Source organism: Sphingobium sp. (assembly GCF_041987595.1).
Taxonomy (GTDB): domain Bacteria; phylum Pseudomonadota; class Alphaproteobacteria; order Sphingomonadales; family Sphingomonadaceae; genus Sphingobium.
The window spans coordinates 1-12261 of the sequence record NZ_JBHIWJ010000113.1; the positions used below are offsets into that span (position 1 = coordinate 1).

11 protein-coding genes are annotated in these 12261 nt (G+C 61.3%); 5 read left to right on the forward strand and 6 right to left on the reverse strand.

Annotated features, from left to right (window positions below; genetic code table 11):
* The 5 genes from ACFC3J_RS19480 to hflX form a co-directional block, all read left to right on the forward strand.
* Window positions 1-1241 (forward strand): sigma 54-interacting transcriptional regulator (locus ACFC3J_RS19480; protein ID WP_375197709.1); only part of this gene is annotated, 1241 nt, incomplete at its 5' end.
* 96 nt (window positions 1242-1337) lie between these two features.
* Entirely contained in the window at window positions 1338-3596 is a 2259-nt protein-coding gene (locus ACFC3J_RS19485; RefSeq protein ID WP_375197710.1) for an ATP-binding protein, read from the forward strand.
* On the forward strand, window positions 3586-4959 hold the full coding sequence (locus ACFC3J_RS19490) for a sigma-54-dependent transcriptional regulator (RefSeq protein WP_375197711.1): 1374 nt from the start codon (window positions 3586-3588) through the stop codon (window positions 4957-4959). The genes ACFC3J_RS19485 and ACFC3J_RS19490 overlap by 11 nt, the downstream gene beginning before the upstream one ends.
* A 155-nt stretch (window positions 4960-5114) precedes the next feature.
* Window positions 5115-5597, forward strand: a complete 483-nt coding sequence (hfq, locus tag ACFC3J_RS19495) for an RNA chaperone Hfq (protein ID WP_375197712.1) — start codon at window positions 5115-5117, stop codon at window positions 5595-5597.
* A gap of 65 nt (window positions 5598-5662) precedes the next feature.
* Entirely contained in the window at window positions 5663-6994 is a 1332-nt protein-coding gene (hflX, locus tag ACFC3J_RS19500) for a GTPase HflX (RefSeq protein WP_375197713.1), read from the forward strand.
* A 43-nt stretch (window positions 6995-7037) separates the two neighbouring features.
* Here hflX and mazG read toward each other — a convergent pair whose 3' ends face one another.
* The 6 genes from mazG to ACFC3J_RS19530 all read right to left on the reverse strand — a co-directional run.
* Window positions 7038-7853, reverse strand: a complete 816-nt coding sequence (gene mazG / locus ACFC3J_RS19505; RefSeq protein WP_375197714.1) for a nucleoside triphosphate pyrophosphohydrolase — start codon at window positions 7851-7853, stop codon at window positions 7038-7040.
* Window positions 7854-7985: 132 nt separating this feature from the next.
* On the reverse strand, window positions 7986-9293 hold the full coding sequence (locus tag ACFC3J_RS19510; protein ID WP_375197715.1) for an MFS transporter: 1308 nt from the start codon (window positions 9291-9293) through the stop codon (window positions 7986-7988).
* The gene (locus tag ACFC3J_RS19515) at window positions 9290-9922 is read right to left on the reverse strand and encodes a TIGR02281 family clan AA aspartic protease (protein WP_375197716.1); all 633 of its coding nucleotides are present in this window, start codon (window positions 9920-9922) and stop codon (window positions 9290-9292) included. Before ACFC3J_RS19515 ends, ACFC3J_RS19510 begins: the two co-directional genes overlap by 4 nt.
* Window positions 9923-9927: 5 nt before the next feature.
* Window positions 9928-10719 carry an MBL fold metallo-hydrolase gene (locus ACFC3J_RS19520; protein WP_375197717.1) on the reverse strand — a complete coding sequence of 264 codons (792 nt, stop codon included), beginning with the start codon at window positions 10717-10719 and terminating at the stop codon, window positions 9928-9930.
* Entirely contained in the window at window positions 10716-11489 is a 774-nt protein-coding gene (locus ACFC3J_RS19525; RefSeq protein WP_375197718.1) for a TatD family hydrolase, read from the reverse strand. The genes ACFC3J_RS19520 and ACFC3J_RS19525 overlap by 4 nt, the downstream gene beginning before the upstream one ends.
* A 4-nt stretch (window positions 11490-11493) precedes the next feature.
* Window positions 11494-12261: class I tRNA ligase family protein (locus ACFC3J_RS19530; protein ID WP_375197719.1), on the reverse strand; the 768-nt coding region annotated here is incomplete at its 5' end.

Consider the following 12261-nt stretch of genomic DNA (forward strand, 5'->3'; position numbering starts at 1 on the left):
GCATCGCCGACATATTGGAGCGGCGGTCCGCGCTCAGCGTCATCATCCTGTCCGCGCAGAATACGCTCAACACCGCGATCCGCGCCACGGAAAAGGGCGCCTTTGAATATCTGCCCAAGCCCTTCGACCTCAATGAACTGACGCGGGCCGTGTCCGATGCGCTCGGCTCAGGAAAGGATGCCGATGAGGGCGCGGCAGATGCGGGCTTGCCTCATGATGGCCTGCCGCTGGTGGGACGTTCGCCCGCGATGCAGGAGGTTTACAGGACTATCGCCCGCGTGCTGTCCAATGACCTCAGCATATTGGTTCTGGGCGAATCCGGCACGGGCAAGGAACTGGTGGCCGAGGCTATCCACAGCCTGGGGCAGCGGCGGACCAAGCCTTTCGTTCCGATCAACATGGCGGCCATCCCGCGAGAGCTGATCGAGGCGGAACTGTTCGGTTATGAAAAGGGCGCGTTCACCGGCGCCCACGCGCGCACGGCGGGCAAGTTCGAGCAGGCGCAGGGCGGCACGCTGTTCCTCGACGAAATCGGCGATATGCCGATGGAGGCGCAGACCCGGTTGCTGCGCGTGTTGCAATCGGGTGAAGTGACCACCGTTGGTGGGTCCAAGTCGGTCAAGGTCAATGTTCGCATCATCGCAGCGACCAACAAGGATCTGCCCCGGCTGATCGAGGAAAATCGTTTCCGGCAGGATCTCTATTATCGGCTGAATGTGGTGCCGATCGCGCTGCGCGAACGGCGGGAAGACGTCATCCTGCTGGCCCGCCATTTTCTGGACCGGGCGGCGCAGGAGGGGTTGCCGAGGAAATCCCTGTCCGAAGAGGCGGCCCAGTTGCTGATGGTCTACCATTGGCCGGGCAATGTGCGCGAGTTGCAGAATCTCATGCAGCGATTGGCCGTCCTCAGCCGCGAAAATGTGATCACCGCGGATATGCTGCGCAACAGCCTGCCGCTGGAGGCCGTGCCCGCCGATTATACAGCACCTGCGGACATGCTGGGTCAGGCGGTGCGGGAATGGGCGAAGCGGCAATTGGGGATTGGTCTCAGCCAACCCAACCGCAGCTTGCATGATGATCTGCTGGCGGTCGTGGAACCCATCCTGTTTCAGGAAACTCTGGCCAGCGTGGATGGGAATCAGATCCGGGCTGCTGGCTTGCTGGGCATCAATCGAAACACGTTGCGCAAGAAACTGACCGATTATGGCCTTGATCCCATGCAGCTGCGCATTGGCGACTGAAGCGGCGGGACGAAGCGAAAGCGCTTTCCGATCGAAGGCGCATGCCGCTCAATTACTGTGTTTGATCGGGCACATTAATGTTGTAACTAGGTCACTATGGAAGGCGCAGTGACTCTCCCGGTGCGTGGCCGGGCCTGGAAAAGACATTTCCCGCCCTTCCTGCGCCGTCGTCTGGCAGTGTTGGTAGAGGCGGTCACGCTGATCCTGTTTCTGGGGATGGCGGGGATTACCTATTTTCTGCTCAGCGGACAGGGGCAAAGCTACACGCTGCTGACGCCACCCATCGTCGCTCTGCTTCTGGTGGCCAATCTGGTCCCCGCCATCGCGTTGCTGGTGCTGCTCGGGCGGCGGGTGGCGAAACGGCGGGCGGCCCAATCGGCCATCGGCAGCGACGGCCAGTTGCATGTCCGGCTGGTCGCGATTTTCTCGATCGTTGCCAGCGTGCCGATGCTGCTGGTGGTGATCTTCGCCTCGCTGCTGTTCCAATATGGGGTGCAGTTCTGGTTTTCCGACAGCGCACGCGGGATGCTGCAAAATGCAAGCGATCTGGCGCGGGGCTATTATGAGCAGAATCTGCGCGAGGTCGGGGATGAAACCACTACCATGGCAAGCGATCTGCGCGATTATCTGACCCAGTCCAAAGTTTCCAGCCCGCGCTTTGCCGAGGGCTATATCTATCAGGTCGTGACGCGGAAGCTGAACCGCTCCGCCATCATTGAGGTCGGCAAGGACGGGGTAGCGCGCACCGCGGCGACGGTCGATCCGGACAGCCGGCCTGCATCTGAAATGCTCACGCCGGACGTGATGAAGCGGCTGGAGGCGGGCGAGAATGTCGTGGTGGCGGCAAAGCCCAATCAGATCGAAGCGGTCACGCTCCTGTATCCCGACGCGAAAATCTATCTCTACGCCACACGCGACTCCGGTTCGACGGCTTTCAGCAATGTCGAGCGCGCCCAAAAGGTGTTGTCGGATTACGACATTTTTGCGGCCCAGTCCCGCGCCTTGCAACTGCGCTTCAACATTATGCTGTTCGTAGGGTCGCTGCTGCTGGTGGGCGTGGCGGTCTATATCGCGCTCAAGGTGGCCGACTGGATGGTCCGGCCGGTCAATGAACTGGTGATGGCGGCGCGCAGGATCACGGCGGGCGACCTGTCCGCCCGCGTGACCAGCCCCCAGGCGCGTGACGAGATCGGCACGCTGGCGTCGGCCTTCAACCGGATGACCCAGCGGCTTGAGGCCCAGACCGGCGCGCTTGTCGCCGCGAACAGCCAGTTGGATGAGCGCCGCGCGTTCAGTGAGGCCATTCTTTCAGGCGTCTCGGCGGGCGTGCTGTCCGTCGATCGGGACGGCATCATTTTGCTGCTGAACAGTTCCGCCGCGGCCATTCTGGTGCGCGAGGGCGACGATCCGGTCGGGCGTCCGCTGACGGACGTGTCGCCCGAACTGGCCGAGTTGCTGCAGTCGGAGGAGGGGGGCGGGATCGTCCAGATCCGGACCAATGGCGATGTGCGCACGCTGGCGGTCAAGGTGTCGGAAGATGCGTCCCGCCACATCCTGACGTTCGACGATATTACGCAGCAACTGTCGGACCAGCGGCGCGCGGCCTGGTCCGACGTGGCCCGCCGGATCGCGCACGAAATCAAGAACCCGCTGACGCCCATCCAGTTGGCCGCGGAACGGCTGCAACGGCGCTATTCCGAAGAGGTCACCAGCGACAGGGCGACCTTCACCCGCCTGACCGGAACCATCGTGCGGCAGGTCGGCGACTTGCGGCGGATCGTGGATGAATTCTCGTCCTTCGCGCGCATGCCGAAGCCGGTGTTCCGGCGCGAAAGGGTGGATGATATCGCCCGCCACGCGCTGTTCCTGCATGAAGTCGCGCATCCCGATATCCGTTTCGAATATCGTTCCGCCGATGGCGATATCGAACTGGTTTGCGACCGGCGGCAGTTGGGGCAGGCTCTTACCAACATCGTCAAGAACGCGGTCGAGGCGATCGAGCCGAAAGCAGCGGCTGATGATGTGCGCGGTCATGTGCGCATGACTGTTCAGCGGGACGACCTCCATCTGCTGATCGAGGTGCAGGACGACGGCATCGGCCTGCCGCCCGAGCGCGAGCGCATACTGGAACCCTATATGACCACCCGGACCAAAGGGACGGGTTTGGGCCTCGCAATCGTCAAGAAGATTGTCGAGGAACATATGGGCGAAATCCGCTTCGACGATGCTCCGGGGGGAGGCGCTCGCGTGACGCTGCGCTTCCCGATCGCGGCGCTTGAAAAACTGGAAGAGGGGCAGGTGATCGCCTTGCCCCATGGCAAAACGACTGGAAAAGTGACGGCCAATGGCGCTTGATATTCTGATAGTCGACGATGAAGAGGACATCCGCGACCTGGTCGCGGGCGTGCTCGAGGACGAGGGGTTCAGCACCCGAACGGCCGCCAACAGCGACAGCGCAATCGAGGCGCTGGACGCGCGGCGGCCATCGCTGGTGTTGCTCGACGTCTGGTTGCAGGGATCCAAACTGGACGGTCTGGAACTTCTGGACGAAATCAAACGGCGAGACCCGACCATTCCGGTGCTGATGATTTCCGGCCATGGCAATATCGACACCGCCGTTGCCGCCATCCGCAAGGGAGCGGCCGATTTCATCGAAAAGCCGTTCGAGGCCGACCGGCTGCTGCATCTGGTATCGCGGGCGACCGAGACAGAAAGGCTGCGGCGCGAAAATCAGGTGCTCCGCGCCCGTTTCGGCCAGGATGATGAGCTGACCGGTACGTCGGCCGCGATCAACGCCGTGCGTGCAACCATCAAGAAGGTCGCGGGCACTGGTAGCCGCGTGCTGATTTCAGGCCCCGCGGGCGTGGGCAAGGAAGTCGCCGCGCGCATGCTGCATAGCTGGAGCGGACGGGCGGATGCGCCTTTCATCATCGTCGCGGCTGCCCGCATGGACCCGGACCGCGTCGAGGAGGAACTGTTCGGCGTCGAGGACCCGAGCGGGCTGGTGCGCCCCGGTTATCTGGAGCAGGCGCATGGCGGCACGCTCTATCTCGACGAAATTGCCGACATGCCGCTCACTACCCAGGCCAAGATCCTGCGCGTGCTGACTGACCAGAGCTTCACGCGCGTCGGGGGACAGCGGCAGGTCAAGGTGGATGTGCGCGTCATTTCTTCGACCGCACTGAACCTTGCGACTGAAATCGAGGAACGCCGTTTCCGCGAGGATCTCTTCTATCGGCTGAACGTCGTACCGCTGGTCATTCCGCCGCTTGCGGAACGGCGCGACGACATTCCGCCGCTGGTCGAACATTATCTGGCGCGTTTCGCCGCCGAGCGGCGGGTCCCGCCGCCCGAAATTGCGAGCGACGCGATGGCGGCGCTTCAGGCCAATGAGTGGCCGGGCAATGTCCGTCAGCTCCGCAATGTCATTGAACGTACGATGATTCTGGCGCCGGGTGAGCGGATCGGTCGGATCGAGCTGGACATGCTGCCCGCCGAACTCACCAGCAACGGTAGTTCGGAGGGGATGGGCCAGTCCGCCATCATGGGTGCGCCGCTGCGCGAGGCACGGGAGAGCTTCGAGCGCGAATATCTGCGTATCCAGATCCGGCGTTTTTCCGGCAATATTTCCCGCACCGCCACCTTTATCGGCATGGAACGCTCCGCTCTCCACCGGAAGCTGAAGCTGTTGGGTATCACGGATGGGAAGGACGGTTGAGGCAGGCTGAATGCCCCTACCGCAATCAGGGCATGGACGGCTCTTCGCAATTGCGGTAGGTTCCCCATGCTTCCGACAGGCGGGAGCAGGCAAGACACCCTGCTTAAGGGTGCGAGAGCGGGTAACGTCCCGCCAATAAAGGACCGGTGAAGACCATGGCCGACAAAGTGAATAACCTTCAAGACATCTTCCTGAACAGCCTGCGCAAGAGCAAGACCCCAGTGACCATGTTCCTGGTCAAGGGCGTGAAGTTGCAGGGTATCATCACCTGGTTCGACAATTTTTCCGTACTGCTGCGGCGGGACGGCCAGTCGCAACTGGTCTACAAGCATGCGATTTCCACCGTCATGCCGGCCGCGTCGATGGATTTGACCGATTTGCGCAAGGCAAGCGACGGAAACGGCAAGTCGAAATTGCTTCAGGAAATCTTCCTGACCGCGGTGCGCAAGTCCGGTAGCCCGGTCACGATGTTCCTCGTCAACGGGGTCATGTTGCAGGGCGAAATCGCCGCCTTTGATCTCTTCTGCATGCTGCTGGAGCGTGACGGCATGGTCCAGCTCGTCTACAAGCATGCGATATCGACGGTGCAGCCGCTGCACGCGCTGGACCTCACCGGCGAAGGCGAGGGTGAGGATTGATCGCCTTTTCTTATCCCGGCCCGGTTTCTGATGAAGCGGGCCGGGGGCAGAAGCGTTAAGCACCCATGGCTGTTTTCAACAGAGACTCCGCTGACGAAGTTTCCCGTGGTGCGCGGGCCATTATCGTGCGGGCAGACATACACGGCCCTGAGCGTCGCGACAGCGATGCGCGGCTGGAGGAGGCGAGGGGGCTTGCCCTTGCCATCGGCATTGACGTTCGGGCGGCTCAGGCCTTCCGCGTGCGCGATCGCAAGCCCGCGACGCTGTTCGGCAGTGGACAGGTGGACCAGATCGCGGCGCTGGCCCGGATGGAAGAAGCCGAACTGCTGATTGTAGACAATGCGCTCAGCCCCGTGCAGCAAAGCAATCTGGAAAAGGTGACCGAAACCAAGGTCATCGACCGGACGGGCCTGATCCTCGAAATTTTTGGCGAACGCGCAGCGACCAACGAAGGACGCCTGCAGGTCGAACTTGCGCATCTCGATTATCAGGCGGGCCGATTGGTGCGGAGTTGGACCCACCTTGAGCGGCAACGCGGCGGCTTCGGCTTTCTGGGCGGACCCGGCGAAACGCAGATCGAGGCCGACCGTCGCATGATCCGCGACCGGATGGCGAAGATCCGCCGCGAACTGGATCAGGTGACCAAGACGCGGGGCCTGCATCGCGCCCGGCGGCAGAGAGCGCCATGGCCTGTCATCGCTCTGGTTGGCTATACCAATGCCGGCAAGTCGACCCTGTTCAACCGGCTGACCGGCGCTGACGTGATGGCCGAAGACCTGCTGTTTGCCACGCTCGATCCGACCATGCGCCAGATCGCCCTGCCGGGACTGGACAAGGCTATTCTGTCGGACACGGTGGGCTTTGTGTCCGATCTGCCGACGCAACTGATTGCAGCTTTCCGGGCGACTCTGGAAGAGGTTCTGTCTGCTGACCTCATCGTCCATGTTCGCGATATCGCGCATCCCGATACCGACGCGCAGCGCGATGACGTCATGGACGTGCTCAATGAACTGGGTGTCGCAGGAGAGGGCGCTTCGGAAGCGGGAGCGGGGGCCGAGCCTCCACCGATCATAGAGGCGTGGAACAAGCTCGACCTGCTGGACGAGGAAGCGGCAGAACTCGCACGGGAAACTGCGGCGCGGCGCAACGATGTCGTAATCCTGTCCGCCTTGACCGGTGAAGGAGTGGACGGTCTGCAGCGCATGATCAGTTCCCGATTGACTGCCGGAGCGCAGATGCACCATTTGCGCGTGCCGCTGTCCGATGGCGCAGCGATGGCATGGCTGCACGAGCATGGCGAAGTGGCCTGCAGCCGCGCCGAAGGTAGCGATATGCTGGTCGACGTCCGGCTGTCGGACTCCGCGCTGGCGCGGTTTCTCACTCGGCGGGGCGGTTAAGTCCTAAAGAAGGCGATGCATTTCCAGAAGTCTCGATACGGCGTCATGATCCCCCGCCGCGACAGACCGGATTAGGATTTTTCAGCTGCTGCTTGGCGCGTTGCCACAGGCCTTCCTTTTCATCGAGCGACAGTTCGGTGAAGCCGACCCCCGCCATATCCTCCATTGCCCGGAATCGGGTATCGAATTTGCGATTGGCGGCGCGCAGGGCAACCTCCGGATCCACCTTCATATGGCGGGCAAGGTTGACGATGGCGAAGAGAAGATCGCCGATTTCCTCCTCCTGTTCCGCCCGCGAATGAGCGGCGCGCACCTCATCCAGCTCTTCCTCGATCTTAGCCATGACGCCGCCGATGTCGGGCCAGTCGAAACCGGTCCGGGCCGCGCGTTTCTGGAGCTTTTCCGCGCGCAGCAGGGCCGGAAGGGCAATGGCGACCCCAGCGAGAGCGCTTGGATCAGGTTCCTTATCCGCCCGTTCGGCGGCCTTTATCGCTTCCCATTGAGCATGGCCGTCTTCCCTTCGCGCGCCTTCACCAAAGACATGCGGATGACGCCGGATCATCTTTTCGGTGATGCCGTCTATCACATCCTGAAGCATGAAATGACCGCTTTGTTCGGCCATGCGGCTATGGAAGGCGACCTGCAGGAGCAGATCGCCCAGTTCGTCGCGGAGCGCCGCCATATCGTCGCGCTCGATGGCATCGGCGACCTCATAGGCTTCCTCGATCGTATAGGGTGCGATGCTGGCAAAATTCTGTTCGATATCCCATGGACAGCCAGTTTCCGGGTCGCGGAGGCGCGCCATTACATTGGCGAGCGGCATGATATCGGCGGGACTGGCTTTGGCGTTGGAAGACATGAGGTAACCTGATTGCTGAACTGTGCAAAGGGAATAGGCGCCGAGTGAGCCGTTGGCCACCCTGAGAAAAGTTCGATAATATATATTATGTTAAACAACGTGCGATCGCGAGGCCGTGCGTCGCTATCCGTCTCAGTCCTCCAGAATGCGGCTATGCTGTTTCGTATCGCGCATGCGGACATAAACGATCAGCGACACGCCGATCATCAGGCTGACATAAATATAAAATGCCTGCTCCATGCCCATCTGCTTGAACCAGAGCGCGACGAACTCCGCGGTGCCGCCGAACAAGGTGTTGGCAAGAGCATAGGGCAAGGCCACACCCAGCGCGCGGATATGAGCCGGAAAAAGCTCCGCCTTCACGACGGCATTGATCGATGTGTATCCCGTGACGATAGTCAGTCCGGCCATGACCAGCAGACCTGCGATCATCGGATCTCTGGTAACTGCGAGCGTCGCGAAGATCGGATAAGTTCCAATCATTCCGAGCAGGCCGAAGCCGATCATCAATGGCTTGCGGCCGACCCGATCCGACAGAGCGCCTGCGGCCGGTTGCAACAACATGAAAATAAAGAGCGTTATCCCATTGATTTGTGAAGCCGTCTCTCTATCCATCCCTGCCGTATTGACCAGGAATTTCTGCATGTAGATGGAGTAGGCGTAAAAGGCGATCGTGCCGCCCGCCGTCAGCAGCATCACCGTCAGCGTTTCGCGCGGATGCCGCGTGATCAACTCAACAAAGCCGGATTTGGGTCCTCCTTCTGCTTTGGCGATGGCATAGCTTTGGGTCTCAGAAAGACCGCGACGCAGCCAGAACACGACAACCGCCAGCCCGCCCCCGATCAGAAAGGGAATGCGCCAACCCCAGTCGTCCAGTTCGGCTTCGCTCAAAATCGCCTGCAACAGCAGCAATACGCAGATTGCGACCAGTTGACCCGCGATAAGCGTCACATATTGGAAGCTGGAGTAGAAACCGCGGCGGTTACGCCCCGCCATTTCGGACAAATATGTCGCGCTCGCACCATATTCGCCGCCTATGGACAAGCCTTGCATCAACCGCGCTACGATCAGCAGCAGCGGCGCCCCCACCCCAATGGTCTGATAGGATGGCGTGACTGCGATGAGCAGTGATCCTGCGCACATAAGGGCGACGGAGAGCGTCAGGCCACTTTTGCGCCCATGGCGGTCGGCATAAACGCCCATCAGCCACGCGCCGATGGGGCGCATCAGAAAGCCGACTGCGAAAATGCCGGCCGCGCTCAGGAGTTGGGCGGTGCGATCCCCGCTGGGGAAGAAATGCTGGGCGAAGTAGAGGGTGAAAGCGGAATAGGCATACCAGTCATACCATTCGACCAGATTGCCGGTCGAGCCGCCGATAATGGCCTTGAGCCGCTGCCGCTGACTGGGTGCGGAAACCGGCATTGGCAACACTGACGTCATGGGGTCAATACCATTTCGCCATTCTGGACCCCCCAGCTTTTCAGGCGCGAAAGCATGTTCATGCCGATGACGTTCACCTCCCCAAAGGCCGGCGAAATGACGATATCGAGGTTACTTGCCCGGATTGGGCCAACGGCAAGCGTAGAGATGCTGGACCGCTTGGCGTCGATCTTGCCGTTGGCGGTCATCATGGGGATGCCCGGCGCATTCAGATCGAAGTTCAGGCCGGATGCGCGGGCCGTGCCGACCGATAGAGCTGTCACGCTGGCGCCGCTGTCGATCAGAAAGCGTGCGGGCGTGCCGTTTACCATACCCTCGACCCAATAATGGCCGTCGGGGGCAATCGGAATCCGCAATGCCTGCCCATCGGCGCGGGCGGACGGCAGTGGAAAGAGGGCTTGGTCCGTCGGCGAGGCGATGATCCCCCCTTCGCCGCCCATGCGGCCCGAGAAAAGGCCGAATTTCTCGCCGGCCTTGAACATGCCCAACAGGATCGCGAAAATCACGATCCATAGCAGCGCCATGCGAAACAGCCCGCTCAACTGGGTCCGCCGCGCGATCAGCGCCGATCCGACGAGGACAAGGGCCAGCACATACCATAGACTGGACATTGCCTGATCGGTATCCATAGCCTCTATTCCTCGCCCGCAGCAGCGCCCAGTTCGGCGACCAGACCGTCATATCCGGGTTCCACGCCTTGCGGCAGCGTCCTGCGCAGCATCGCATAATCCATGCTCTGGTCCATATGGATCAGGATGGCACGCTTGGGCCGGAGCGCCTCTATTCCATCGAGAGTCAATGCCAGATGGGGATGGGTTGGGTGTGGCTTTTCGCGCAATGCGTCGACCACCCAAATATCAAGGCCATCGTAAAGGGCCATCATATCCGGCGTCATCTCATGAAAGTCAGTGGCATATCCTATGCTGTGGCCATCATGTGTAAAGCGGAATCCAGTCGAGAAAATCTCGCCATGAGGCTGGTCGGTGCAGGCAAGGTCGATATCGCCGATGCGCAGGCCATCGGGCAGGACCTGCGGCGCTATCGTCGGGTGATAACCGTTGCGCCCTTCAAAAGCATAGTTGAACCGCTGCCGCAGCAGCTTGAGCGTCTGTGCGCGGGCGTAGGCCGGGATCGGTTCGCCCCGATGGTGATAGAGCTGGCGCACATCGTCGATGCCATGACTGTGATCGGCATGGTCATGGGTCCACAGGATCGCGTCTATATCGATGATGTTGGCCGCCAGCAGCTGGGCGCGCATGTCCGGCGATGTATCGATCAGCAGCCGGGTGGTCGGACTTTCAACAAGGATGGACGCCCGCGTACGGCGATTTTTCGGTTCGTTCGGATCGCAGGCGCCCCAGTCATTCCCGATCCGCGGCACGCCGGAAGAGGTTCCGCTCCCCAATATGGTGAGCTTGAGGCTCATGCGGTCTTGCTGAACAGCGCGCGGAAATTGGCGGAGGTCGCGGCGGCGAGTTCTTCCACGCTCTCCCCCCGCAATGTCGCGAGAAAGCGGGCCGTATCAGCCACATAGGCGGGTTCGCAAGGCTTGCCGCGATGGGGCACAGGTGCGAGAAAGGGGGAATCGGTTTCAATCAGCAGCCGCTCCAGTGGCAACCGGGCAGCGGTTTCCTGCAAATCCCTGGCATTTTTGAACGTCACGATGCCGGAAATGCTGATGTAAAAGCCCAGTTCCAGCGCCGCATCGGCAAAGGCGCCGCTGGCGGTGAAGCAGTGGATGACCCCGCCATAGGCCCCCTTCCCCATCTCGTCGCGCATGATGGCGAGCGTCTCGTCTTCCGCATCGCGGGTGTGGACGATCAGCGGAAGGCCGGTTTCGCGGCTGGCGGCTATGTGAGAACGGAAGCTGCGCTGCTGTCGCTCCCGGTCGCTATGGTCGTAATAATAATCCAGGCCGGTTTCGCCGATGCCGACCACACGCGGATGGGCGGCGCGTTCGACAAGCTTGGTCGTGTCAACATGCGGATGTTCGTCGGCTTCGTGGGGGTGGATGCCTACCGTAGCCCAGACATCGGGTTCGCGTAACGCCGTGCCCAGCACGTCATCCCACTCGCTTTCGCGCGTTGCGATGTTGAGCATCAGGCCAACGCCAGCGTTTCGCGCCCGTTCAAGCACATTGTGCTGATCTTCGATCAAACCTTTGTAATTCAGATGACAATGGCTGTCGACCAACATGGTATCAGGCCTCTTCCGCGGGCAGTTCGAGGCGCGGGAAAAGCGGTTTGGGCGTGCCCAGGGTAAAGCCGGTGCCGCGAAGCCGCGCATAGCCGCCTTTGCCGATCGCCGCATAGCCGCGCTCCTCCCCGGCAATGCCCATCTGGTCGAGCAGAGCGGCGGCGCTCGCAGGGATGATCGGCTGTATCATGATGGCAAGATTGGCAATCGCTTCGTAGAGAGTCGCGAGGACAGCCTCCATGCGCGCCGGATCGGTCTTGCGGAGTGCCCAGGGCGCCTGCGCGTCGATATATGCGTTGCTGGCGAATACCGCACGCATCCATGCCTCGATCGCGACGGATGGCGCCAGATCAGCCATGGCTGTCTGGAAAGTCTGCGCGGCATCGGCGACCGTCTGGAAAAGTTCGTCGTCGATAGGCTGGGGCGCGGGTTCAGGCAGACGTCCTTCCAGATTCTTGGCGATGAAGCTCAGGGTGCGCTGGGCAAGATTGCCGAAGCTGTTGGCAAGATCGCTGTTGGAGCGGGCGACGATCGCCTCCGCGCTGTAGCTGCCGTCATTGCCGAAGGTGACCTCGGACAGCAGGAAGTAACGCAGCTGATCGACGCCGAAGCGTTCGGCCAGCTCCATCGGATCGGCGACATTGCCGAGCGATTTCGACATCTTCTCGCCGCCCATATCCAGGAAGCCATTGTGCATCCAATAGTTCGCCATGATCTCGCCATGCGCGCATTCGGACTGGGCAATTTCGTTTTCATGATGCGGAAACTGAAG